Raw genomic sequence first — 25,149 nt, forward strand, 5'->3', positions numbered from 1 at the left:
TAATATTCTTTATGTTGTTTTTAATAGTATATTTGTGTTTTAATTTTAATAACCAATATTTATATTTTAAAAAGATAGGTCATGAATAGAGTGAATATTTTTTGGTTCAGAAGAGACCTTAGACTGGAAGATAATATGGGGCTTCACCATGCCCTTAATGCTGGATTAAAGGTTATTCCAATTTTTATTTTTGATACAGAGATATTGAATCAGCTTCAGAACAAGTATGACAGAAGGGTAGATTATATTCATCAGGCTTTACAAAAGATTCATAAAGAGTTGAAAAAACATAACAGTGGACTTCATGTTTACTATGGTACTCCAATAGATATTTTTAAAAAATTAACAGAAGATTTTACTATTGATACAATATTTTGTAACAGGGATTATGAACCACAAGCCATGCAGCGGGATCGAAAGGTAGCTGATATGTTATCAAAATATCATATACAATTTAGAGATTTTAAAGATCAGGTCATATTTGAAAAAAATAATATTCTGAAAAGTGATTTTTCACCGTATACTGTTTTTACTCCATATTCAAAGAAATGGAGAGAAAATTTGAAAGATATAGAAACCGTTACAACAAATTGGGACCATTTTGCAAATGATGAAGGGTTTTCAGAAATTATTTCATTGAAAGAAATTGGGTTTGAGAAAACGGATCTTGAGTTGATAGAACCTAAATTGGATAAAGATATTATAGATTCCTATGGTGATTATAGAGATTTTCCTGCCATGGATCGTACTACTCATCTTGGGATTGCCCTTCGATTTGGAACCATCTCTATCAGAAAATGTGTGCAATATGCTGTTAAACATAATGAAGTCTGGCTGAATGAACTGATCTGGAGAGAATTTTTTATGCAGATTTTATACCATTACCCAAGTGTTGTACACCATTGTTTTAAAAAGAAATATGAGAATATTTCCTGGAGGAATGATGAAAAAGAATTTAAAGCATGGTGTGAAGGCAAAACAGGATATCCAATTGTGGATGCCGGAATGAGAGAACTTAATGAAACCGGATTTATGCACAACAGGGTAAGAATGATTACAGCAAGTTTTCTTACTAAGCATCTGCTCATTGATTGGCGGTGGGGAGAAGCCTATTTTGCTGAAAAATTATTAGACTATGATCTGGCAGCTAATAACGGTAACTGGCAGTGGGCAGCTGGATGTGGATGCGATGCAGCACCTTATTTCAGAATATTCAATCCCTATGAGCAGACGAAAAAGTTTGATAAAAACACTCAGTATATTAGGAAGTGGCTTCCTGAAGAGTATATCGAAGAACCTATTGTAGATCATACAAAAGCCAGAGAACGAGCATTGACTGTTTATAAAGAGGCACTGGCAGAATAACAAATAAAATAAAGAAAATTGGGCAAAAAAGGAATTTTATTAATCAATCTTGGCTCTCCAAGATCAACGGCGGTAGAAGATGTAAAAGAATATCTGGATGAATTCCTGATGGATGAAAAAGTAATTGATTATCGATGGATTTTCCGGGCACTTTTGGTTCGTGGAATTATTTTAAAAACCAGACCTGCAAAATCAGCGGAAGCTTATAAAACGGTATGGACAGACGAAGGATCACCCCTCATTGTTATAACGAAAAAGATCCAGCAAAAGCTACAAAAGGTAGTTGATATACCGGTTGAAATCGGAATGAGATATGCAGAACCCAGTATTGAAAAGGGGATCAGGAATCTTGTTGAAAAAGGGATTACAGAAATCGTACTATTTCCCCTTTATCCGCAATACGCAATGAGTACTACAGAAACTGTCATTGAAAAAGCCGAAGAAATCAGAAAAAAGAAATTTCCTAATGTAAGAATCAATTATATCCAGCCTTTTTATAACCGGGATCTGTATACCGATTGTCTGACGGAAAGTATCCTTGAGAAACTGCCTGAAAATTTCGATGCCTTATTATTTTCTTATCATGGGGTTCCCGAACGGCATATTTACAAAACAGACCGTACAAAGACATGTAATATGAATGATTGTTGCCATAAAGACACTCATCCCAGCCACTCGTTTTGCTATCGCCACCAGTGTTTTAATACCACTGAAAAGGTGATCAAAAAGCTTGGATTACCAAAAGATAAAGTAATTGTTTCTTTTCAGTCCAGGTTAGGAAAAGATAAGTGGATAGAACCTTATACAGATCATACATTAGAAACGATACCCGGTCAGGGCATTAAAAACCTCGCTATTGTTTGTCCCGCCTTTGTTTCAGACTGTCTTGAAACATTGGAAGAAATTTCAGTTGAAGGAAAAGAATCATTTCTGGAAGCAGGTGGTGAAAACTTCACCTATATTCCTTGCCTGAATGATGAAGACCGTTGGATTGAAGTTATTAGAAAGTTGTGTGAAGAGCAGCTTAATCAATTCTATTTAGTATAGTTTTGAGTACATATTGTAATTATTTTTTAGGAAATTAGGTATTTTTGTAGACTATTTGAAACGAATGAATTATACGCTTATTAAAGACTTCATAGACCTGTTACAGGATTTTGAAACGGAAGTCAATGCTTATCCTGATTTGTACCCGGGAACTATTCAGGGCTTTAAAGCATGGATTTCTGATAAGGAGAATGCCGGGAAGGAAGATCATTCTGAAGAACCTTACTGGGAAGGGAAGGAGAATGGGAGAACACCGGAAAGTGCCATAAGTACATTGCTTGTTCATCTTAACCGATATGCGAAAACCTACTCAAAGTCCGCCATATCAGATTCTGAATTTTCAACTCAGGAAGACTTTATTTATTTAATCAATTTAAAAGCTTTCGGAGAGATGACCAAAATGGCTCTGATCAAGAAAAATATTCAGGATAAACCGGTAGGGATGCTCATTATTGCAAGGCTGTTACGTCAGGGATTTATTGAACAGACAGATTCTGATTTGGACAAGCGCAGTAAATTAATCCGTATTTCCGAAAGAGGACTGATGATTTTGGAAAAACAAATGGAGAAAATCCGTCAGGCTACTCATATTGTTGCAGGAAATCTTAGCCACAAGGAAAAGATGAATCTGATACATCTTCTTAATAAACTGGATCGGTTTCATTATCCTATTTTTTCTCGAAATATTGATTCAGATCAGCTTATCAATACAGTGTATGATGAGTATTCATTTAAAGAAGCATGACCTCAGAAGTTTCTCTCTGAATTTCATTTTAAAAAGTAATATTCTGAGACCTGCTCGAAGGTATTCTATAGACTTCTTTATATAGTTTAAGAATTACTAAATTTGAAAAAGAGGTCGATAAAATAAAAAGAAAAGAGTCCGTGTTCACTATTTGTGAGACGGACTCCATTTTTTACATTTACTATGTTAATATTAAATCAAAGTTTTATTTCAAAATCAAAACAGGTAAATGGGTATTTTGATAAAGCCCTTCAGAAATACTTCTGTTCGCCATATAATAAAGGAAGCTATGTCTGCCCGGTAAAGCAATAATAAGATCAGTATTGTTGGAAGTGGTAAAAGTCAAAATCCCATTGATCACATTTTCATCATAAGAATAATAAATACTGCTGGGAATTTCCGTTAAATGCTGACGAATATAGTCTTCCAGTTCTTTCTTTTTATCAGCATTGAGGTCAGTTTTTTCTTTAGTATTGATATTCAGGAATGATAAACGTACATCCTGTTTCTGAATTATTGATTTGTGCTGAAACAGTCTTTCAAGTTTTTTAATTCCATTGACATCACAAGGAATCACAATATTATTAATACTGCTGTATTGATAGCTATTAGGAACAATCAAGGTTTTAACCGGGCTTGTTCTTGCAATACTGATAATATTATCGGAAACAAAACTTTCATGGGAAGAAGTGGAATCATCACTTCCCAAAATAATCATTTCGATTGTCGGCTGATTTTTCAATACCTCATTGATGCTTCTTGTCAGTGCCCAATCACTTAAAAGTCTGGAGACTTTTACCTCTGGTGAAATCTCTGCAGCGATCTTACTTAACTGGTCAAATCGTAGTTCTGTTCTTTCTAAAAGGCTGTTAACACTTTCTTCATTGACGAATGAATGGCCTTCTGCAATATGCAGGTAATCAAATTCAGATTCTCCGGCAATCTTTAAAAGAATAATGTTTTGGTAATTATAATTTTTTGCCCACTCAGCGGCGACTTTTACAGCATTTTCTGTAGTTGGTGTAAAGTCAATAGGTACAAGGATTGTTCTCATGTTATCTATTTTAAATCCTGATTATTCTAAATTAGCAGTCATTTTTTTTACTAAAAGAAGAGCTTTGTTGATTTCGGCTTCATGAAGGTCACCTGCTGCTCTTTTATACAGCTCCAGTGCCCATGGATACACTTTTTCTACAAGCTTTTTCCCTTTTGAAGTAAGAAAGATCTTCTTGTTTCTTCTGTCATTTTTATAAGCAACCCGTTCTACCAGTTCTCTTTTTACAAGGGCATTAATAAGATAGGTGATGCTTGATTTATCTTTACTTACTTTGTTGGCTATTTCTTGTTGATTGATTCCATCATTACGGGATAGAAGTCCAAGAATTTCAACCAGTTCAACGGAAAGATCCGGATCATACTCGTTAACGCAGGCCTGAATTTTTTGCCGTAAACGACTTTTCATTTCAGTCATTGCCCAACCTAGTTCTAAGGCTATTTCGGACAAGTTATTTTGTTTCTCAGACATATCTTTTTTTAATAAGGTGAAATCTCAGTTTCCAGATTGATGCTCCCTAACAAATGTACGGAAAATTAGTTTTAATTTCAACTAATTAAGTGTAAAATAGTAATAAGCAGCTTTTTATAATTTGGAAAGGTAACTGTAAATTAATAGCTGTATTTTTCCAATGTCCAGGCATATAATGCGCCCAGTTCCTATATAACAACTGAGAAGTGCTTTCTCAAAATATTGATAGGTAAATAATTTATTCTTGCATGGTAGCCCCACCAAGAATCGAACTTGGATCTAAAGTTTAGGAAACTTTTGTTCTATCCATTGAACTATGAGGCCTTAAGGAAATAAAATTACAAATTATTATTGTATGTATTTCAAATCAATATGTTAGTTTTTTTACCATGATTACACAAATATTTGTACTCTTTTTTTAAATTTCGAGATTGAGGGTGATACTTTTTGTAGTTGGAGTCTTTATAATAAAAGAATCTGCCCTTTAGGGGCAGATTCAGTAGATAATACATCTCATTTTTTTAATTAGACAACAATAAAAAGCACAGCCGACAATGCTGTGCTTAAATTTTTATTTCAAATTTAATTGCAATTTCAAGAGTAGTAAGAAAAGCAAATAAAGTTTCCACTTCGATGTTTATTACATAGTAAATGTAGTGATATTTTTAATACGAAATGTGAATTTAATGTTAAAATTAACAAGTTATCCACAATTTGTTGTGGATAAGTCTGACGTTATTCCACAAATTACTATAAGATATGCTTATTATTACTGCTCATTCAGGTATTTCAGAACAAAATCATTCAATGTTTTTTTCTCTTCATTACTGCCTTTATTATCCATATGACTATGGTTGATGGAAGTGGGCTGAATGGTCATATGATATTTTTTCTGCTCTTCTTCCGTAGGTAAGACTCCTTCATCAGCAGGATAATCATTGGAACGCAATGAATAAATTTTAGGAATACTTGTTCTTGGAAGGAACATTCTTCTATTATCCATCGCAATAATTTTATACACAAGATTAGGATGCTGATTTCCAAATAAAGCCACCATATCACCACCATTAGAATGGCCGATCAAGGTAAGGTGTTTATAATCCAGATCCGGATTTGTTTTTTTAAGCTCATTCAATACATATAATATATTGTCGGAACCATTTTGCCAGAAAGGTCTTCTTACGATTTGTAGGTTTCCTTCTACTGGGAGGGGAGCATCTGTAGTTTGTTCATGTTGAATACTTACTGTAAAATACCCCTTTGAGGCCAACTTTTCTGTCAAATAAGAATATACAAAATAATCACCACCTTTATTAAAACCATATCCATGATTAAAGATAATCACCTGCTGATTCGGTATTTTTTTCTTAGTTTTAGGAATATAATAAGCAACAGGAATCTTACGGTTTCTGCTTGGGTCTAAGAAAGTGAGTGTATCCCGCTTCACTTCATATTCATTTTCAGAACTTATACTTTTCTTTACTGAACAATTTATAAGAAGGAAGAGAACAGGTAGAGGAGATATTATTTTTCCAAATTTCATGATAGAATGGCTTAATCACAAAAATCTGAATTTTTTCTGATATAATTGAATGGTTTTGAAGTCTTTTTTATGAATATAAATTTTAAAACATACAAAGAGCAGTAAAAACTGCTCTATATTTTATCTGATAAATATTTTTAAGAATATACACAACCGCACCCTGTTTCCCATGGCATACAGTCGCGTTTAGGCTCATGGCAGTTATCATCAGGATTACCTCCACCTGAAGATCTATAGCAGATTCCTCCGCTGCAATAATACGAACCTGAAACAGCAGGACACTTTCCTTCCAAATCACAATCTGCATATGGAACATCTCCGCCACTTATCAATACAAGATGATTCCTTTTTAATTTCTTTAAATTTTTCATAGTATTTGATTTTTAATTTGTTAAATCATAAAATTATGAAATATATAATACTCAAACAAGTGATTTAATTGATTGTGAATTAATAGATAAATTTATTTTTATTTGAGATAACTGGAAATTGAGTATCTTTATTTCATTAAAATCTTATTCTAAATATCATCCGATATCAAGCATTATTCTAAAGCTTGAAAATAACAGGTCCAGAATTACTGAACCCAATACTTTATTATTTAAATCCAGCTTAGTTATGAATAAACAAACTACTCATGATTAAAATAGTTTGGATCATAACCATCATATTTAAAATAAGATCATTATGAAAACAAATACAATCGCCGTTATTGGTGGAACCGGAAAATCCGGAAAATATCTGGTACAAAACCTTCTTGAAAAAAGATATCCGATGAAGCTTTTATGGAGAAAGCCTGAAGACTTCAAAATGCAAGATCCTCTGATTGAAATAGTAAAAGGAGATGTGAGGGATGAAGAGGCTGTACATTCATTAATCGAAGGCTGCAATATTGTGATAAGTACACTAGGGCAGCCCAAAGAAGAAAAGTCTGTCTTTAGTGATGCTGCAAAAAATATCATCCGAACAATGAATCATTATAGAATCAAAAGATATATCGTAACCACTGGATTGAGCGTGAATACTTCAACGGATCAAAAAAATGACCGGGTGAAAATGGCTACCGAATGGATGTATCAGAATTATCCTGAAACCACTTCAGATAAGCAGAAAGAATACCAGCTGCTTTTAGAAAGTGATCTAGACTGGACTTTGGTACGCTTACCTCTGATTACTATAACAGACAGAAGTTGTAATACTGAAATAAGCCTGATCGATTGTAAAGGTGAAAATATCAGTGCTGCCGATCTCGCGGAGTTTTTGGTTTCACAGATTGAAGATTCTAATTACATTAGGGAAAGTCCATTTTTATATAATATTTAAATAGACCTTTAGGATAATAAAAAAACAGAGAGCTTAACGGCTCTCTGTCTATATTTATTTCTCAAGTTTTTCCTTGATGTATTTTGCAGTATAAGACTTCTTATTTTTCGCCAGGTCCTCAGGGGTTCCGGCAAAAACTACCTCTCCACCATGTTTTCCAGCTCCTGGGCCAATATCAATAATATAGTCAGCACATTTGATAATGTCCGGCTGGTGCTCAATAACGATCACTGAGTGTCCAAGTTCAATCAGTGCCTGTAATGATTTCAAAAGCTTTTGGATATCATGGAAATGAAGCCCGGTAGAAGGCTCATCAAAGATAAATAAAGTTTTATCTGTAGTAACTCCCTTCACAAGGAATGAAGCCAGTTTTACACGTTGTGCTTCACCACCGGAAAGGGTAGAAGAGCTTTGTCCCAACTGTAAATAGCCCAATCCAACTTCCTGTAAAGGTCTCAGCTTGGTTACAATTTTTTCTTCATTATTATCTTTAAAGAATTCCAATGCTTCATCTACCGTCATATGAAGAATATCAGAAATATTTTTCTCATCGAATTTTACTTCAAGGATCTCATTTTTGAATCGTGTTCCTTTACAAACTTCACATTCAAGCTCAATATCAGCCATAAACTGCATAGAAACATTGATGACTCCTTCACCTTTACATTCATCACATCTTCCGCCATCTACGTTGAAAGAGAAGTGTTTCGGTTTGTAACCCATCATTTTAGCAACCTTCTGCTTAGCAAAAAGATCACGGATGTCATCATACGCTTTCAGGTAGGTTACCGGGTTTGATCTTGAAGATTTTCCGATAGGATTCTGATCAATCAATTCAATATTTTTGATGAGCTTTTTGGGGAACTCTACAGAATCATAGTCTCCTTTTTTACCACCCATTCCCAGCTGAATCTGAATGTCGTTGGTAAGGATTTCCTTCATTAAAGTAGATTTTCCACTTCCGGAAACACCTGAAATAACGGTTAGACTTTCCAAAGGAACATCTACATCAATATTTTTAAGGTTATTCTGGCGGGCTCCTTTAATATGGATCCATTCTTTTGCTTTTCTGCGTTTCTTCGGAACTTCTATTTCGAGTCTTCCTGTAAGGTATTCTGAGGTAAGCGTGTTGGCCTTTTTCAGATCCTTATAATCTCCTGCAAATACGAGCTCTCCACCAAGATAACCTGCCTCCGGTCCAATATCAATGATATAATCGGCGGCATGCATCACATCTTCATCGTGTTCCACTACAATGACAGTATTTCCTAAATCACGTAGATTTTTCAATACTTCGATGAGGTTTTCAGTATCCTTGGAATGTAATCCGATAGAAGGCTCATCCAATATATAGATGGAACCTACCAAAGAACTTCCTAAGCTTGTTGCCAGGTTAATTCTTTGACTTTCTCCTCCGGAAAGGGTATTTGAGGTTCTGTTTAAGGTTAAATATCCTAACCCTACTTTTAGTAAAAACTCCAGACGGGTTGTGATTTCGTACAATAGCCGTTTGGCAACTTCTTTATCGTGGTCAGATAATTTTAGACTGTTAATTAATGGCACGAGTTCATCCAACGGAAGCTCAATCATTGATTGAATGTTGTGTCCGTCTACTTTTACCCAGCTCGTTTCTTCACGCAATCTTAATCCTTCACAAGTTGGGCAAAGGGTTTTTCCTCTGTAACGGGAAAGCATGACACGGTACTGGATTTTATAAAGGTTTTCTTCAAGCATTTTGAAGAAATTGTTAATACATGGGAAAGTACTTTTACCATCACCTTTCCAAAGGAAATTTTTCTGCTCCTTGGTCAATTGATGATAAGGTTTATGAATAGGAAAGTCTCCTGCCTTTTTGATAAAGTCTTTTTTCCATTCACTCATTGTTTCTCCTCGCCAGCAGGCTACAGCATCTTCATAGATGGAAAGTGTCTTATTAGGAACCACTAAATCTTCATCAATTCCAATTACTTTTCCATAGCCTTCGCATGCCGGACATGCTCCATATGGGTTATTGAAGCTGAAGAAATGAACATTGGGTTCAAGAAACTCCATTCCATCCAATTCAAATTTATTGGAGAACTCTTTTACCTTTTCGGTGTCTGTATTTTTTAAAGAACAGTAGCCATGACCTTCATAAAAAGCCATCTGAATAGAGTCTGCCAATCGCTGTAAAAAGCTTTCATCTTCTTCATAGGAAAAACGGTCGATTACCAAATTGATCTTCATTCCTTTTTCCGGGGCAAATCCGAAGCTTTCAAGATCTTCAATTCCTGCCAGATTTCCGTTGATTTCAAGTCTTGTAAAACCGGCAAGTTTTAAAACATTTAAAGTTTCCTTAAAATTATCAGCATCATATTCCAATGGAGCAGTCAATAAAAAGGAAGTATCTTTTTTAGAAGCCTTAATGAAGTCAACCACATCAGAAACCGAATCTTTTTTCACTTCTTCCCCCGAAACAGGAGAAAATGTTTTTCCAATCCTGGCAAATAAAAGCTTCATATAATCATAGATCTCTGTAGAGGTTCCTACAGTAGAACGTGGATTGGATGAAATTACTTTTTGCTGGATAGCGATGGAGGGTGCAAGTCCTTTAATATCATCAATTTTAGGTTTTTCTAATTTTCCTAAGAACTGACGGGCATAAGAACTTAAACTTTCCACATACCTTCTCTGTCCTTCTGCATAAATGGTATCAAAAGCCAGAGATGATTTACCACTTCCTGATACTCCGGTAATAACAATCAGTTTGTTTTTGGGGATCAGGACGTCTATATGTTTCAGATTATTAAGATGGGCATTCTTAACGAAAATCTGTTTTTTTATGTCTATTTCTGTAGTATTAGCCATATTTTGTTTATTCATAAAAGTAACTGTACAGTGTTGTAAACTGCCAGTTTAATGGTGTTTTCTGGAATATTCCAGGATGTCATCAATTGAACTTTCAAAACTATTTTCTATTCAACTGACAGAGACAACATGTTTGCAGAATGCTGCCCAAAATAGAGTTGAAAAAGAATCTTCTCACCGTAAAATTAAGACCCACAAAATTACGAATTTTTTAGCGAAAATTACATGATTATCCTATTACTAAAATTGTATATAAAATAAAAAATGAGAATGATGATCCCACAATATTACACTCAGAAAAAGAAGATTTAAAATGTTTTTTGTGGAATTATTTTCTTTTTGCCCTTTGTTGTTATTGAATTTTAAACAGTTTTTGATCTTTTAACACGTTTTTTTGCCAGGGTATTGTTTTATATTTTAAAATTATTTAAAATTGTATTCATAAATATGTAATATAGGAATGAGAAAATTATTCAGAGATCTAGTTACACATTTAATGAGAAAAAGATAGAAACTCTCCCTCAAAGAACATAGACGCAGCATTTCAGGCCGCGTCTTTTTTTATGACAAGTATCATTTGCCTGTCTTCCTGAACTCCCTTACTTTTGAACCTTGTTAAAAGAAACTACGGAAACGATTATGATCAAAAAGATAGGAAGTGTTTTTTTTCTTGGATCTCTGCTTTGGGTACAGGCTCAGGAAAAAACTACAGATATTGAAAACATTGAATTTCAGGGGAAATTTATCTCTACACCTTATAAAAGTGCCAATCAGAATATTACTGTAATCACCAAAGAAGATATTGCCAATGCCCCTTCAAAAAGTATTGATGAAATTCTTCAGCAGGTTCCGGGGATGGACATCAGAAGGAGAGGATCCAATGGAGTTCAGAGTGATATCAGTTTCCGTGGAAGTTCCTTTGAGCAGGTTTTATTATTATTGAACGGAGTCAGAATCAATGATTCACAGACAGGGCACAATTCTATGAACATTCCGGTGGATCTTGAAGATGTGGAAAAAATTGAGATCATCAAAGGCCCTGCTGCCAGACGTTTTGGGCAAAATGCTTACGCCGGGGTTATTAATGTGATTACCAAACCGGGAGTAGGAAAGAAGGTTAAAATAAGTGCAGAAGGTGGAGATTATAGTTCTTATAGATTAGGCTTTAATGCCCAGATGGGAAATGAAAAATTTTCCAATACCCTGCAGGCTAACTCTTCAGGATCTCAAGGCTATATGTATAATACGGATTATGAAATCAGAAATGTATTCTATCAGGGAAAACTGAATATTAAGAATGGTGATCTGAGACTTCAGGCCGGTTTTTCTGAAAAGAAATTCGGAGCTAATGGATTTTATGCTTCCAAAACTGCGATTGATCAGTATGAAGAAATGCAGGCATCTATTGTAAGTGTTGCCCATCAGCAGACTTTTGGAAAATTAAAGATTAATTCTAATGTATATTGGAGAAGAGGGCAGGATATGTACCTTTACAAAAGACAAGACCCTTCTTTTTACAGAAATATGCACATTGGAAATAATGTAGGAGGTGAAGTCAATTCCAGCTATCAATGGGGATTGGGAACTACAGGAGTGGGTGTGGAGCTGAGAAAAGAGTTCTTGGTAAGCAGTAATCTAGGAAATCCGAACCGTTTTGTTTCCCAGATTTTCTTTGAACATCACTTCTCATTATTAGATAAAAAATTAAACATCAGTCCCGGAATCTCATGGGCAAACTATTCTAAAGAGGGTAATTTTTTCTATCCTGGATTGGATGTAGGATATAATTTCAATCCTAACAGTAAAGTCTATGGAAACATTGCCAAAGTACACCGTATTCCTACTTTTACCGATCTTTATTATGTAAGTCCGCAAGAGCGTGGTAACCCAAATTTGTTGCCTGAAAATGGTATTTCATCTGAGGTAGGTTACCAATATCAGGATAAAAAGATTTTAGCCAAAATTAGCGGGTTTTTAAGAGATTCAAAAAATTCTATTGATTGGGTAAAAAAAGATATCAATGATAAAACATGGGCTGCAGATAATGTAGGAAACATTAAAATCAAAGGAATAGAAGCCGAAGTAAACTACAAAATGAACGATTGGCTGAAGGTGATGGCAGGATATACTTATATTGATGGTAAGTTTCAGAAATCCAATGAATTCGTTTCAAAATACGTTATGGATAATCTGAGACATCAGTTCATTGGTAAAATGGAGACAAAATTCCTAGGTGCTTTCACAAATGAATTGGTTTACAGGTACAATCAAAGGATGAACCTGGGAAGCTATCAGCTGTTGGATGAAAAATTAAGCTTTAGCAAAAAAGATTATTCGGTATATGTTCTAGTGAATAATATTACCAATACAAAATACACGGAAGCATTTGGAGTAGAAATGCCACAAAGATGGTTTCATATAGGCTTTTCTTATACAATTAACATGAAGTAAGTGTTAAATCAATATTAATTAAAGTTAATATTAACAAATTGTTAAAAAAATTACATTTGCAAAAATTTTTTATGAAACGTTTTCTAGGTTTAGGGCTACTTCTTAGTCTATCTTTATTCAAAGCTCAGGAACATATTTCCAGCTTCAATGCAGTAACGCTAACCTATAAGTTTCATCCTAAATTTTTCATCTACGGAGAAGGGCAATTAAGAGGTAATGAAGATTATACCTACCCGGATTATTATGAAATAAAAGGGGGATTAGGGTATAATCTTACCAAGAATCATAAACCTTTTGTAGGACTGGGAAGGTATGTCAATTATAAGGACCACAAATTAAGCAGGGAAGAATTCAGAGTATGGCTTCAGGATATCATTGATATCAAAAAGGGTATTGTGAAGTTTGAAAACCGTTTCCGTGCTGAGAAAAGCTGGTTTTATGAGCCACAAACGGATCAGACATCCCAAAGAATGCGGTATCGTTACCGTCTGAATGTAAGTGTTCCTTTAAACTCTAAAACGATCAAAAAAGGAACTGTTTTTGCCAATGCTTATGATGAAATCTTCCTGGTTTCCCCAATGAAGCCCACTTTTGCCAGAAACAGGGTGTATGGTGGTTTTGGCTATCAGATTGATGACTATTTTGGAATTTTGAGCGGATATCTTTGGCAACGTGAATTTGAAGCAAAAGGAAATAAGAATTTACATTTCATCTACCTGGCATTGAATATCAATATTGATGGTACAGATCACGAGATGAAAACATATGATTTCCCAGGGGCAGACTAAGAGGCTCTGTCTAAATCTGACTGTAAATTTAATAGATCCTGTTTTGTATTAAGGTAATAAGTAGTTAAGAGACCTTGATATTTTTCAATCAATAAGGATACTGAATCTACCTCATTCTGAAGATATCGGTCATTATTGAAATAAATATATTCAGTATTTACAAACTGCTGAAGAAGGTTATTTTCTTCATCTGTCAGGAATTCTTTGTAAGCAGAATTTTCCAGAAGGTTTCTGATTTTTTGTTTAAACGGTTTTTCTGCCTTCAAAAGCTTTGCTCTGTGTTTACGAATTTCTTCAAAAGGTAAAGTAATCGTCATGAACTGTAAGTATCCGATAAATTCATTAAGGCTTTCTTGAAATTCATCAAATTCCTTGTCTATTGCTGACATTTTTTTGTATTGACGTATTAAATCCATTCGCTGTTTATCAGTGCATATATGATAATAATGCTGGAAAATAGATTTGTCGTTTGTATGAAGCTCAGCAGCTACCTGGGTAAGTTCTTTTTCAAGTTGTGGGATAATGTTTCCAGCCTCTTTTGCTTTGTGTAAGGTACCGTTATATCTGAACGTTTTTATTTCTTTTGGTTGAGAAACTAAATATTTTAAAGTTTGAAGATCTTGCTCTATCCCTGCTTTTTCATACACAAGAGAAACTTTTTTATCACTGAAAAGATCATATCCATGTTGAAGCCCGGAATCTGGAATAATAGCTTCAATATTTTCTAAAATAGGGTTATGCCTTTCATAATATCCATTAAAACGAGAAATCAGATGCTGATAATTATTGTTTTCCAGATAAAGCGCTGTAAAAGTTTTGTCATCAATAACTTCTCCAACATTTTTAATATTTAATAATGTGAGATACTTTGAAGTTAAAGTTTCGCATATACTTTCATAGCCTTTTATTATTTCTCCGGCAGGTCTGTGATCTCTGCTTGTGTTTTGGGATTCGTTCCTTTTGATCCTTTCTACTCTTTTGGCAATATCGGGATGAGATGCCCATTGGTCTTCAATCTCAATTCTGGATTTATTATATCGGGTCAAATCTTCTAGATCTATTTGTGGAAGTCCGTTTACATAAGGATGATTATTTCTTTCACTGAAAATTTTCATTAAAGAAACCTGGTTTCTATAAATATTTTTAGGAAGATATTTCTGATTGTTCTCAATATAGAAATTGAGCGTATAAGTAAGAGCAAAATCACTCAATTCTAATCTTAATAACGATGAAATCTGCTCTTCAGGATTCGTTATGAACGTTGAGATGGCATCGGCATGATATTCCATTTCTCTTTGAAGCGAAGCATGGTTTTTAAAAAGAAAATTTGAAATACTTTTAAGAATATATTGAAATGCATTGATAAAACTCACTGAGATGAGACCGAAAATTTTAAAAAATACATTGCCTCCTGAAAACTCTATAATGAAATTTTCATAATCTTTATTATTGTAAACGGTTTCAAAAATGATTTTTTCGGCCTGATTCACATAACCACCTACTTTCATACTTCTTTGAGAAAAATGGCCAAACTCATGAGCAAGAACCGTTCTCAATTCTCCGGCACTTGTTGAATTAATAAGTCCCATGCCTATAGTAAGGTTTTTCTTTACAGGAAGAAACATACTCCAGAAAATAGAATTATAGCTTACACTGGCATTTACCTCCGGTGAAAGAAAAACTTTCTTGGGAGCCTGAACTTTTGTTTCCTTTACAATTTCGTCAATCATGTTAAAAAGTTCGGGCTGATGGGAGCGTGTTACTTCTATCAGATGACGTGTACTGTAACTATTTTTTCTGAAAATAAATCGGATAAGAAAGATAAATACAAAAACACCTATACTAAATAATCCTACTGCGCCAAAAATAGTAAAATAATTAACTTTAATACTCAATAGCTGGATGGCACCATAACCTAATAGGAAAACCATTAGGAGAGAAGTTAGAATAAGTATTAAATACATCAGAAAAAAGACTGAAACTGATATAATAGCAGAAGTCAGCTTAGATTGATAAGCAGGTGAAATTTTGGGCAGGTTATTAGTCATTTGTGTGTTTTTTAATTAGTATTTCTCTATAAGATAACGATAGGCTTTAAGATATTTATTAAATCTTTTAATGTCTTTAGGAGTAAGCTCGCGGTTTACTCTTCTAAGATCCATATTATCGCGAAGATCATTAATTTTTACTGCAACCGCAAGAAGGGATCTTTCTGTTCTCTTAATGAATTCATCGTAATCTTCTTCCGGATCGAATTTGGTAAGGCAGCTGATGGCGAAAATAATGTATTCGGGAAATCCTTCTGCTCTTAAATAATCAAGGCTGAATTCCAATGGATGATCTTCTACAACATCATGCAGCACACCAACGATTTTTTCATCAATTGTTTTACCATATTCCATGACACGCATAACGTGTGCAATATAAGGAGCGTGGTATTTATCAGTTTGTCCTTTATGAGCCTTATCGGCAATCTTTATAGCTTTATTGAGTAGTTCTTCTTTTGTCATTTTTCTATGAAAATAGAGTACAAAAATAAAAAATGCCTTAAAAATATAAGGCATTTTTATTAAGATTATTTAGTAATATTCTAGAAATTTGTTTCATCCTCTACAGAAGCATTGGGAGCGTTATTTTTTACAGATTCTATTCCATTTTCCATCCCGTTATCAGATTCATACATCTGGCTGGTTCCGATGATTTGCCCATTTCCGGCTTTAAGGTTAAAATAACATCTGCCATCTCTGGCGGTATTCCTTTCAAATTTGGCATCTTCCTGAGAATTGATTTTTACAGAACTGACTCCGTTCTCACAGGATGGTTTTGTACTGTATCCCTGGCTTGTTAAAATTACCTGGCCGTTTCCGGCTTTAAGGTTGAACTGAAAATCTCCGTTGGTTCTTTTAGAAATAATAAATTTTCCCATAAGTTTGTATTTTGGTTAAAGGTTTTATTATCATAAAGTTAGAGAAAAAATATTGAAATCTGAATTTTTTTCAAGATTCTCTTTTGTGAACGAATAAATAAGAAAAAACGCCCCAAAATGGGACGTTTTGAAATCAAATTTATGTTATAGAGACTAATAAGCTCCTTTTTCGATATAGTGAGCTGCTACTTTTTCAGTTAATGCTACTACATTCGGATGATTAGTATACTTAGTGAATCTTCTTAATCCTGAAAGCATCATTCTCTGCTCATCTCCTTCAGCAAAAGAAATGATTCCCTCTTTAGCTGCTACAATGATTTTCTCAACCGCTTTGTAAAGGTTCAATTGAGCCATAGCTGCTTCTACAGAATCAGGAGAGAAGTGTTTTTGAGCTCTTAATATTGCAGATTCTGCCATATAGATCTGGTTAAGGATCTCAGAAGCATTCAGTAATAAGTGTTGTTGCTTTTCAATGTCCATCATATATTTTTGAAGAGCTGCTCCGGAAACCATTAAGAATACTTTCTTAAGATTAGCGATAATAGCTTTCTCTTCACTCATGAATTCAGAATAATCAGGAACTTCAAATGAAGGAATACCCATCAATTCTTTGCTGATGGCCATTGCAGGAGATAAAAGGTCTAATTCACCTTTCATTGCTCTTTTAATAAGCATTCCTACTGCTAATAATCTGTTGATTTCGTTCGTTCCTTCATAGATTCTTCCAATTCTCGCATCTCTCCAGGCAGATTCCATAGGAGTATCTTCAGAAAATCCCATTCCACCATAAATCTGAATTCCTTCATCAGCAGTATTTTGGGTAAGATCAGATACAAAAACTTTAAGAATAGAAGCTTCTACCGCAAATTCTTCAACCCCTTTTAATTCAGCTTGTTGATGATCCATTCCTCCGGAAACTAATTCTTCGATTTTATCTTCAACATTTTTTGCTAAACGGTATGAACCTGCTTCACTTACGAAAACTCCGGTTGACATTTCAGCAAGCTTCTTTCTGATCGCTCCGAAAGTAGAGATCGAAACTCCGAATTGTTTTCTTTCATTTGAATATTGAATAGAATGATTCAAAATTCTTCTTTGTCCGTCAAGATTTGCTGCAGCCAATTTAATTCTACCAACATTTAATGCATTCAAAGCGATTTTAAAACCATTATTTCTTTCACCCAACATATTTTCTACAGGAACCTTCATATCATTGAAGAAAACCTGACGTGTAGAAGAGGAACGAATTCCTAATTTATGCTCTTCTTCTCCAAAAGTTAAGCTTTCAGGGTTTTCCAGTTCAGAACGGTTGATAACGAAACCGGTGATGTTTTTATCATCATCAATTTTAGCAAATAAAGTGAAAGTATCAGCAAAACCTGCATTGGAAATCCACATTTTTTGTCCGTTGATGATGTAATGTTTTCCATCATCTGACAATTTTGCTCTGGTTTTCCCTGAATTGGCATCAGAACCCGCATCCGGTTCAGTCAAACAATAAGCACCGAATTTTGTTCCGTTCGCTAAATCCGGAAGATATTTCTTTTTTAATTCCTCAGTTCCATAAAGGAGAGTAGGAAGTGTTCCTATTCCTGTATGCGCTCCATAAGCTGTTGCTAATGATCCATTTCCACCTGAAACGTAATCACAAGCCAACATTGTACTCACGAATCCCATTCCAAGACCTCCATATTCTTCAGGGACAGTAATTCCAAGAAGTCCCATTTCTCCTAATTGACGCATTTTCTCTTCAGTCAATGCATAATCCTTTTTCTCAAAACGATCATGTTGTGGAACAACTTCTCTATCTATAAATTCTTTCGCAGAATCGCGAAGCATTTTTTGTTCTTCGCTCAGTTCTTCAAGACTGAAAATTTCATTTGCAGGAATTTCCTTGATCAGGAATTCACCTCCTTTTAATGTAGCCATATATTATTTTGTTTTTTTTAATTGATTATTTTGTATCAAAGTATTCATGTAGAATATGTTCATGATTTTATGCTTGTAAGTCATAAATACATTTTACGTAAATACATCAGTACGCTTTAAAGTAGTTCAAAGATTGAAGCCGCTCCTTGTCCGGTTCCCACACACATAGAAACCATTCCGTATTTGTTCCCACGTTTTCTCATTTCGTCAAGAAGTTGTACGGTCAATTTTGTTCCTGTACATCCAAGTGGGTGACCAAGAGCGATGGCTCCTCCGTTTACGTTTAAGATATCAGGGTTTAAACCTAGCTCTTTTTTAATAGCCACTGATTGTGATGCGAAAGCTTCGTTTAATTCGATCAAATCAATATCCTTTAATTCAAGACCAGCTTGTTTCAATGCTTTTGGAATAGCGTAGATAGGTCCCATTCCCATAATTCTTGGCTCAAGACCTGCTGCTGCATAAGCTACTAATCTTGCTTCCGGCTCAAGACCTAATTCTTTTACCATTTCCTCGCTCATTACCATGACGAAAGCGGCACCATCACTCATCTGAGAAGAGTTTCCGGCAGTTACGCTCCCTCCGTTAGCGAAAACAGGTCTAAGTTTAGCTAAACCTGCTAGCGAAGTATCAGCTCTTGGACCTTCATCTACCGAGAAATCGAATTTCTTCGTCTGAAGCTTCTGATTTTCATCAAGGAAATTATATTCTACAGGGATCGGAACAATCTGGTTGGCAAATTTTCCCTCCTGGTTAGCTTTTAAAGCCTTCATATGAGATTCAAATGCGAACTGATCTTGTTCTTCTCTGGTAATATTGTACTGTTTTGCTACTTCTTCAGCAGTGTAACCCATTCCCCAATAATAATCAGGGTTTGTTTTAGCGATATCAGTTTCTGGAACCGGCTTGTAGCCACCCATCGGGATATAAGACATAGATTCTGTACCTCCTGCAATGATACAATCTGCCATTCCAGCCTGGATTTTTGCAGAAGCAATTGCAATAGCCTCACTTCCTGAAGCACAGTATCTGTTTACAGTTACTCCCGGAACTTTATCTGTATTTAGACCCATTAGGGAGATCAGACGGGCTACGTTTAATCCTTGCTCTGCCTCAGGCATTGCATTTCCTACAATAAGGTCATCAATTCTGTTTTTATCCAATTGCGGAAGCTCAGCCATTAACTTTTCAATAACTGTTGCTGCCATAACGTCAGGACGTGTAAAGCGTAGGGAACCTTTTGGTGCTTTTCCTACTGCTGATCTAAATCCTTTTACGATGTATGCTGTTTTCATTTTTTTTGTATTAAAGTATTTATGTAAAATGTATTTATGATTAAAATGTTTAAGTATTAAATTTTTGCTTCAATTTCACCAACATATTTTGTATATGCTTGATTTCAGAATAAGTAATATTAAAATCATCGTTTTTAAAGAACCCCAAATCATTAGCAATTAATATCTGGGTTTCAAATTCAAATGAAGAACCTAATGCAATATTCAAAAATGTGAAAATTGAGCATTTGTATCTCGACCTGCGCCTTCAGCAATATTAGAAGAAATTGAATATAAACTTCTTCTTGATTGTGATGTCAATCCGAACATTTCATCTTTTGGAAAATTATTTGAAGCCAGGTAAAATATTTTACAAAGTTTCATTGATTTTGTCCAAACTTCTAAATCTCTGAAATTGTGCATCGTTAATACATTAATACTTTTTACATTTTACAAAAGATCTAGTTTCTAAGTGGTTTCCCATTTTGTAACATATACTGAATTCTTTCCAAAGTTTTTCTTTCACCACAAAGCTGAAGGAATGTTTCTCTTTCAAGGTTCAATAAGTATTGCTCGGTAACTACTGTAGGTTCAGATAAGTTTCCACCTACCATTACGTTGGCTAATTTGTCTGCAATTTTCTTGTCGTGCTCGGAGATATATTTTCCTGTTAACATCTGATCTGTTCCTACGTAAAACATTCCTAATGCATCTCTACCCAAAACTTTTACTTTTTGCTCGATAGGTTGAGTATAGCCTTGTTCCGCTAATAGTTTTGCAACTTTTTTAGCTTCAGCAATCTGTCTGTTTTTGCTTACGGAAACAATATCTTTCCCTTTTTCAAGGATTCCCATATCGTAAGCTTCGTATGCTGAAGTAGCTACTTTACCCATAGCGATATTCATGAATGCATCACGAAGTCTGTTGTTTTTAACATCGTCACTGTGGAATTCTCTAGAAGTTCTTAAAGTAAGTTCTTTAGTACCACCACCACCAGGAATTACACCTACTCCGGTTTCTACCAGTCCGATATAAGTTTCTGCGGCTGCAACCACTCTGTCTGCATGCATTGTCATTTCACATCCTCCTCCTAAGGTCATTCCGTGAGGAGCAACGACTACAGGAATAGAGGAGTAGCGTACTCTCATCATTGATTTCTGGAAATAAGCAATCGCCATATTCAAATCATCCCAATCCTGCTCAATTGCCATCATAAGAATCATGGCAAGGTTAGCTCCTACAGAGAAGTTAGCTCCTTGGTTTCCTACTACTAATCCATCGTATTCTTTTTCTGCCAAATCAATAGCTCTGTTTAGCCCATCTAAAACTTCGCCCCCAAGAGAATTCATTTTGGAACGGATCTCGAAGTTGATGATACCATCACCTAAATCAAGGATTGCAGCCCCTGAATTGCTCCAAAGCGTTTTGTTTTTTCTGATGTTATCAAGGATAATGAAAGCATCCTGTCCAGGGATTTTGTTGTATTCTCCTGAATTTTTATCAACATAAATGCTTTGTCCTTCATCATTAACTTTATAGAAAGTTTCTACATTTTTAACCCAGTCAGAAACTTCATAACCTGCGTCTTTTGCTAATTCAATACCTTTTTGAACACCTACAGCATCCCAAATCTCAAATGGACCATTTTCCCATCCGAAACCTGCTCTCATAGCGTCATCTATTTTGTAAACTTCATCGGAAATTTCAGGAACTTTATGAGAAACATAAGCGAATAATGCACCTAATGATTTTCTGTATAGTTCACCTGCTTTATCTTTACCTCCGATCAATACTTTGAATCTGTCAATTGGTTTATCAATAGACTTTGTTAATTCTAGAGTAGGGAATGAAGATTTGCCTTGAAGTTCGTATTCTAAAGTATCAAGATTCAATCCGTGAATTTCAGATTTTCCATCTGCGTTTTTCACTTTTTTATAGAATCCCTGTTCAGTTTTTGAACCCAGCCATTTATTATCCATCATTTTTTGGATATAAGGAGGAAGAGCAAATACATCATTAAAGTCATTGGCTTCAGCACCGCTTTGGCGAACACCGTTGGCTACCATAACTAAAGTATCAAGACCTACCACGTCAGCAGTTCTGAAAGTTGCCGATTTTGGACGTCCAATTACAGGACCTGTTAATTTATCAACGTCAGAAACAGTAAGTCCTAATTTCTGTACATTGTGAAGTAGATCCATCATAGAGAATACCCCGATTCTGTTAGCAATGAACGCTGGAGTATCTTTTGCTAAAACGGTAGTTTTACCTAAGAATTTAGCCCCATAATTCATGTAGAAATCTATGATTTCCGGATCTGTATCGTTTGTTGGAATAATCTCAAGAAGAGGAAGATATCTTACCGGGTTGAAGAAGTGAGTTCCTGCAAAGTATTTTTTGAAATCCTCGCTTCTTCCTTCTGTAAGGAAATGAATAGGAATCCCTGAAGTATTAGAAGAAATTAATGTTCCCGGCTTTCTGAACTGTTCAATTTTTTCATAGACAGATTTTTTGATGTCAAGTCTTTCAACAACTACTTCAATAATCCAGTCTGTATTTTTAATTTTTGGTAAATCATCATCGAAGTTTCCAATTTTGATTCTGTCTGCAAACTTTGGTGAATAAAGAAGTGCAGGGCTTGCTTTTTTAAGTTTTTCGAAGTTTTCAGCAGCAATTCTGTTTCTTACTGCCTTGTCTTCTTTGGTCAAACCTTTTTTCTGTTCAGCTTCAGTCAATTCAAAAGGTACAATATCCAAAAGTGACACTTCCACACCAATATTGGCGAAGTGAGCTGCGATACCGCTACCCATAATTCCTGAACCAAGAACTGTTACGTGTTTGATTCTTCTTTTCATATCTATTTTTTTATTATTTATAAGGTTATATGAACCGAACAGTTCATGATAATTTATTTTCTGTTATTGAGCAGCTCATTGGCTATTTTCATGATCTCAGTCATCACATCTTTGAAAGCATCCATCTTTTCCGGGCTGATCTTTTCCATCACCTTTTTATTAAAGTTGACTACTACTTCTTTAGACATATTTCTGGAGTTTAAACCTTTATCGGTAAGTTTGATAATCACCTCTCTTTTATCTGTGGTGGTTTTCTCCTTATAGATATATCCGTTATCTTCCAAAAGTTTAATAATTCTCGTTAGGGAAGTGGGTTCAATGGCCATTTTAGGTCCAAGATTCGTACTTCGTGTGCCTTCTTTGGGATCAATTTTAAGAAGGGTGAGGGCTTGCACTGCTGTGGAATCATGTTCCTGAGCCAATTCTGTGTACATTTTAGAAACAGCCAACCAGGTCTGCTTTAAAATTAAATCTACGTTTTCTATTTTTTCCTTATTATTATCCATCATTTTTGCGCTAATGGTTTTACCCAAATTTAGTAAATATTATGCATGCATAATATTTATTAACGTTAAATTTTGTTAATAAGTTGATAGTAAAAGAGTTAAATTGTATGATTTGCATAATACTATGCATGCATAGTATGTGAAATAATTAAAGAAAATCGTTGATTAGTAAATGTTTTCAATGAAATTTATGATTTCTTCGAAGGATTCGCATTGTTGTTTCTGAGAATCGTTGGTAATTACCCAAAAACTGTTCTGAAATTCAAAATGAAGAGAAGAAAGGTCTTTTGAGAAGTTTTTTTGAAGCAAAGAATAGAGCATTTCCTTCTGAACGGGCGGTGCAGAGATATGTGGCGGAATAAAACTCTCATGTATTTGAAATAATGAAACATTGGTAAGCTCATCATGCTGAAGCAATACGTCCTCCACAATTCCTGAATAAAGCTGTTTGTCTTTTACATACCATATTTTATCAGCAAACTCCTTAGCCAGACGCCAGTCATGTGAAGAAAATAAGATAAGTTTGTTTTGTTCCTTTGCCAGCTTTCTCAGGGTTTTCAAAATAATGATCTTATTTTTCTCATCTAAATGGGTAGTCGGTTCATCCAGAATAATAACGGGAGAGTTTTGGGTAATAGCACGTCCGATAAATGCTTTTTGAAGGTTTCCATCTGAAAGGTTTTTAAGGAGTGTATATTTGTATTGTCCAAGCTCCAGTTCCTCAATAATGTGAGCAACCTCTTCACGATCTTCCTTCTTCAATTCAAAATAAAAAGGATAGTAGATGTATTTTCCCAATGAAATAAGATCTTCTACCGTATAATGCTGTGGAATAACCGATTTTGAAAAAACAATAGCAATATTCTCTGCAATTTCCTTTACAGAAAGTCTTTTTACATTCTTATTATGAATTAAGATTTCTCCATCCAGTAATGAAATCTGATGAAGAATAGATTTGATTAAAGTCGTTTTTCCTACACCATTATTTCCAATCAATAAGCATACATCACCAAGCTTTAATTCTGCATTAGCATTTGAAATTAATGTTTTGTTGTATCCGATATTGGCTTGTTTGATTTGTATATGCATGCTTGATGTTGGTTAAAATGCAAAGTTGCAGATTGTAGTACAAAAATACTGTTTTAAGGCGCATGGAATTTGACTTTATCAAATTTTTATAGATTATTTACAATTCTTGAAATTCCATTTTTGAAAACATCAGATTGAAAATTGAGTAACATACCCAGTTTACAATTGGCCATTTTTAAATAAGTTAAGAGTTGAGCTTTATGAACAGGGCTGATATAATCAACAGTTTTTATTTCTAAGATAACTTTGTTTTCTATAATCATATCAAGCCTGAAAGCATTTTCAATTTTCAAATCCTCATAAATAATAGGAAGCAGTTTTTGTCTTTCCACTAAGAATCCTGATTTTGTTAATTCATAGAACATACATTCCTCATAAACATTTTCGAATAATCCTGAACCAATCTTTTTGTGAATTTTTAAACCAGCATCAAAAACAATTTTTGATAATTCGTTTTCTGTCATTTGTTGTGTGTTTTTGTAATTATAAATATAAGGATTGTTGGATAAATACATAAATAGAAAAGATTTATGATATTTTAGAAAATCAGATTTTTTTTGCAAGCATGGGAATGTGTTTTTGTTATTATATATATTTTGATTAGAGGTTTCTTGTTGGGTAATCGCAAAGACGCAAGGATTTATTATGCGTTACGTGTATTTTTAAGGCGCAAGAAAATCAAAGATTTTCAGCAAGCGTGATTGCATAACTTAATAATATATTTTAGATATATACATTCAATTTTATCGTAGATAAAATATTTTGTGCCTTAAAGCATGATGCTGGGAAATAGTTTTGAGTCTTTGGCGTTAATCCAACAAAAAAATTACACTTTATTCTGCTTCAAAAGGCCATCAATACCAAATAGGTTTCTATGCGTGCAATTTTAGATTTAAATATATATTACAGTATTCAATTCTATCGTAGATAAAATCT

20 protein-coding genes, 1 tRNA gene and 1 pseudogene are annotated in these 25,149 nt (G+C 34.5%); 6 read left to right on the forward strand and 16 right to left on the reverse strand.

Annotated features, from left to right (window positions below; all coding sequences use genetic code 11):
- Nucleotides 1-81 precede the first annotated feature (81 nt).
- The 3 genes from NBX25_RS17785 to NBX25_RS17795 all read left to right on the forward strand — a co-directional run bounded on the left by NBX25_RS17785 (nt 82) and on the right by NBX25_RS17795 (nt 3,157).
- Entirely contained in the window at nt 82-1,365 is a 1,284-nt protein-coding gene (locus NBX25_RS17785; protein ID WP_250254675.1) for a cryptochrome/photolyase family protein, read from the forward strand.
- An 18-nt stretch (nt 1,366-1,383) separates the two neighbouring features.
- Entirely contained in the window at nt 1,384-2,412 is a 1,029-nt protein-coding gene (gene hemH, locus NBX25_RS17790) for a ferrochelatase (protein ID WP_250254678.1), read from the forward strand.
- A gap of 64 nt (nt 2,413-2,476) precedes the next feature.
- Complete coding sequence (locus tag NBX25_RS17795; protein ID WP_250254680.1) at nt 2,477-3,157, forward strand: MarR family winged helix-turn-helix transcriptional regulator; 681 nt, start codon at nt 2,477-2,479, stop codon at nt 3,155-3,157.
- 205 nt (nt 3,158-3,362) lie between these two features.
- On the opposite strand, the gene NBX25_RS17800 is transcribed toward NBX25_RS17795, so the two are convergent.
- From NBX25_RS17800 to NBX25_RS17820, 5 genes are all read right to left on the reverse strand, one after another.
- The gene (locus NBX25_RS17800; RefSeq protein WP_250254681.1) at nt 3,363-4,211 is read right to left on the reverse strand and encodes a universal stress protein; all 849 of its coding nucleotides are present in this window, start codon (nt 4,209-4,211) and stop codon (nt 3,363-3,365) included.
- A gap of 21 nt (nt 4,212-4,232) precedes the next feature.
- Entirely contained in the window at nt 4,233-4,682 is a 450-nt protein-coding gene (locus NBX25_RS17805; protein WP_250254683.1) for a MarR family winged helix-turn-helix transcriptional regulator, read from the reverse strand.
- Between the two features lie 249 nt (nt 4,683-4,931).
- Nucleotides 4,932-5,006, reverse strand: a tRNA-Arg gene (locus NBX25_RS17810).
- Nucleotides 5,007-5,451: 445 nt separating this feature from the next.
- On the reverse strand, nt 5,452-6,225 hold the full coding sequence (locus NBX25_RS17815; protein WP_250254684.1) for an alpha/beta hydrolase family protein: 774 nt from the start codon (nt 6,223-6,225) through the stop codon (nt 5,452-5,454).
- A gap of 137 nt (nt 6,226-6,362) precedes the next feature.
- Nucleotides 6,363-6,596 carry a hypothetical protein gene (locus NBX25_RS17820; RefSeq protein WP_250254685.1) on the reverse strand — a complete coding sequence of 78 codons (234 nt, stop codon included), beginning with the start codon at nt 6,594-6,596 and terminating at the stop codon, nt 6,363-6,365.
- Between the two features lie 316 nt (nt 6,597-6,912).
- On the opposite strand from NBX25_RS17820, the gene NBX25_RS17825 reads away from it, so the two are divergent.
- Nucleotides 6,913-7,548, forward strand: coding sequence for an NAD(P)-dependent oxidoreductase (locus NBX25_RS17825; protein ID WP_250254686.1), 636 nt, complete (start codon nt 6,913-6,915; stop codon nt 7,546-7,548).
- Between the two features lie 54 nt (nt 7,549-7,602).
- Here the strand turns inward: NBX25_RS17825 and uvrA are convergent, their stop codons facing one another.
- Nucleotides 7,603-10,395: an excinuclease ABC subunit UvrA gene (gene uvrA, locus NBX25_RS17830; RefSeq protein ID WP_250254776.1), complete on the reverse strand. Its 2,793-nt coding sequence runs from the start codon at nt 10,393-10,395 to the stop codon at nt 7,603-7,605.
- A 639-nt stretch (nt 10,396-11,034) separates the two neighbouring features.
- On the opposite strand from uvrA, the gene NBX25_RS17835 reads away from it, so the two are divergent.
- Nucleotides 11,035-12,846 (forward strand): TonB-dependent receptor plug domain-containing protein, encoded by a 1,812-nt coding sequence (locus NBX25_RS17835; RefSeq protein ID WP_250254687.1) that lies wholly within the window; start codon nt 11,035-11,037, stop codon nt 12,844-12,846.
- 71 nt (nt 12,847-12,917) lie between these two features.
- Entirely contained in the window at nt 12,918-13,634 is a 717-nt protein-coding gene (locus NBX25_RS17840) for a DUF2490 domain-containing protein (RefSeq protein ID WP_250254689.1), read from the forward strand.
- Here NBX25_RS17840 and NBX25_RS17845 read toward each other — a convergent pair.
- The 10 genes and pseudogenes from NBX25_RS17845 to NBX25_RS17895 all read right to left on the reverse strand — a co-directional run bounded on the left by NBX25_RS17845 (nt 13,631) and on the right by NBX25_RS17895 (nt 24,677).
- Nucleotides 13,631-15,682 (reverse strand): M48 family metallopeptidase, encoded by a 2,052-nt coding sequence (locus tag NBX25_RS17845; protein WP_250254691.1) that lies wholly within the window; start codon nt 15,680-15,682, stop codon nt 13,631-13,633. The two genes, NBX25_RS17840 and NBX25_RS17845, sit on opposite strands and share 4 nt — an antisense overlap.
- Before the next feature lie 15 nt (nt 15,683-15,697).
- The gene (locus NBX25_RS17850; RefSeq protein ID WP_123855698.1) at nt 15,698-16,144 is read right to left on the reverse strand and encodes a phosphohydrolase; all 447 of its coding nucleotides are present in this window, start codon (nt 16,142-16,144) and stop codon (nt 15,698-15,700) included.
- An 80-nt stretch (nt 16,145-16,224) separates the two neighbouring features.
- Complete coding sequence (locus NBX25_RS17855; protein ID WP_123911659.1) at nt 16,225-16,560, reverse strand: YegP family protein; 336 nt, start codon at nt 16,558-16,560, stop codon at nt 16,225-16,227.
- Nucleotides 16,561-16,713: 153 nt separating this feature from the next.
- Entirely contained in the window at nt 16,714-18,489 is a 1,776-nt protein-coding gene (locus tag NBX25_RS17860) for an acyl-CoA dehydrogenase FadE (RefSeq protein ID WP_123911658.1), read from the reverse strand.
- A 116-nt stretch (nt 18,490-18,605) separates the two neighbouring features.
- Nucleotides 18,606-19,784, reverse strand: a complete 1,179-nt coding sequence (locus NBX25_RS17865) for a thiolase family protein (RefSeq protein WP_123911657.1) — start codon at nt 19,782-19,784, stop codon at nt 18,606-18,608.
- A gap of 49 nt (nt 19,785-19,833) precedes the next feature.
- A pseudogene (locus NBX25_RS24815) lies at nt 19,834-20,186 on the reverse strand (four helix bundle protein).
- A 38-nt stretch (nt 20,187-20,224) separates the two neighbouring features.
- The gene (locus NBX25_RS17880) at nt 20,225-22,618 is read right to left on the reverse strand and encodes a 3-hydroxyacyl-CoA dehydrogenase/enoyl-CoA hydratase family protein (protein ID WP_123911655.1); all 2,394 of its coding nucleotides are present in this window, start codon (nt 22,616-22,618) and stop codon (nt 20,225-20,227) included.
- 53 nt (nt 22,619-22,671) lie between these two features.
- Nucleotides 22,672-23,124 carry a MarR family winged helix-turn-helix transcriptional regulator gene (locus NBX25_RS17885; RefSeq protein ID WP_123860527.1) on the reverse strand — a complete coding sequence of 151 codons (453 nt, stop codon included), beginning with the start codon at nt 23,122-23,124 and terminating at the stop codon, nt 22,672-22,674.
- Between the two features lie 165 nt (nt 23,125-23,289).
- On the reverse strand, nt 23,290-24,213 hold the full coding sequence (locus tag NBX25_RS17890) for an ABC transporter ATP-binding protein (RefSeq protein ID WP_123911654.1): 924 nt from the start codon (nt 24,211-24,213) through the stop codon (nt 23,290-23,292).
- Between the two features lie 86 nt (nt 24,214-24,299).
- Nucleotides 24,300-24,677: a GxxExxY protein gene (locus NBX25_RS17895; protein WP_123911653.1), complete on the reverse strand. Its 378-nt coding sequence runs from the start codon at nt 24,675-24,677 to the stop codon at nt 24,300-24,302.
- Nucleotides 24,678-25,149: the final 472 nt, after the last annotated feature.

The organism is Chryseobacterium sp. Marseille-Q3244 (genome assembly GCF_940807095.1).
Taxonomy (GTDB): domain Bacteria; phylum Bacteroidota; class Bacteroidia; order Flavobacteriales; family Weeksellaceae; genus Chryseobacterium.

Bases quoted from the DNA above. Each gene is read 5' to 3' on its own strand.
- NBX25_RS17785 (WP_250254675.1), top strand. From the start codon at position 82: ATGAATAGAGTGAATATTTTTTGGTTCAGAAGAGACCTTAGACTGGAA.
- NBX25_RS17795 (WP_250254680.1), top strand. From the start codon at position 2,477: ATGAATTATACGCTTATTAAAGACTTCATAGACCTGTTACAGGATTTT.
- NBX25_RS17800 (WP_250254681.1), bottom strand. From the start codon at position 4,211: ATGAGAACAATCCTTGTACCTATTGACTTTACACCAACTACAGAAAAT.
- NBX25_RS17805 (WP_250254683.1), bottom strand. From the start codon at position 4,682: ATGTCTGAGAAACAAAATAACTTGTCCGAAATAGCCTTAGAACTAGGT.
- NBX25_RS17815 (WP_250254684.1), bottom strand. From the start codon at position 6,225: ATGAAATTTGGAAAAATAATATCTCCTCTACCTGTTCTCTTCCTTCTT.
- NBX25_RS17820 (WP_250254685.1), bottom strand. From the start codon at position 6,596: ATGAAAAATTTAAAGAAATTAAAAAGGAATCATCTTGTATTGATAAGT.
- NBX25_RS17825 (WP_250254686.1), top strand. From the start codon at position 6,913: ATGAAAACAAATACAATCGCCGTTATTGGTGGAACCGGAAAATCCGGA.
- uvrA (WP_250254776.1), bottom strand. From the start codon at position 10,395: ATGGCTAATACTACAGAAATAGACATAAAAAAACAGATTTTCGTTAAG.
- NBX25_RS17835 (WP_250254687.1), top strand. From the start codon at position 11,035: ATGATCAAAAAGATAGGAAGTGTTTTTTTTCTTGGATCTCTGCTTTGG.
- NBX25_RS17840 (WP_250254689.1), top strand. From the start codon at position 12,918: ATGAAACGTTTTCTAGGTTTAGGGCTACTTCTTAGTCTATCTTTATTC.
- NBX25_RS17845 (WP_250254691.1), bottom strand. From the start codon at position 15,682: ATGACTAATAACCTGCCCAAAATTTCACCTGCTTATCAATCTAAGCTG.
- NBX25_RS17850 (WP_123855698.1), bottom strand. From the start codon at position 16,144: ATGACAAAAGAAGAACTACTCAATAAAGCTATAAAGATTGCCGATAAG.
- NBX25_RS17855 (WP_123911659.1), bottom strand. From the start codon at position 16,560: ATGGGAAAATTTATTATTTCTAAAAGAACCAACGGAGATTTTCAGTTC.
- NBX25_RS17860 (WP_123911658.1), bottom strand. From the start codon at position 18,489: ATGGCTACATTAAAAGGAGGTGAATTCCTGATCAAGGAAATTCCTGCA.
- NBX25_RS17865 (WP_123911657.1), bottom strand. From the start codon at position 19,784: ATGAAAACAGCATACATCGTAAAAGGATTTAGATCAGCAGTAGGAAAA.
- NBX25_RS17880 (WP_123911655.1), bottom strand. From the start codon at position 22,618: ATGAAAAGAAGAATCAAACACGTAACAGTTCTTGGTTCAGGAATTATG.
- NBX25_RS17885 (WP_123860527.1), bottom strand. From the start codon at position 23,124: ATGGATAATAATAAGGAAAAAATAGAAAACGTAGATTTAATTTTAAAG.
- NBX25_RS17890 (WP_123911654.1), bottom strand. From the start codon at position 24,213: ATGCATATACAAATCAAACAAGCCAATATCGGATACAACAAAACATTA.
- NBX25_RS17895 (WP_123911653.1), bottom strand. From the start codon at position 24,677: ATGACAGAAAACGAATTATCAAAAATTGTTTTTGATGCTGGTTTAAAA.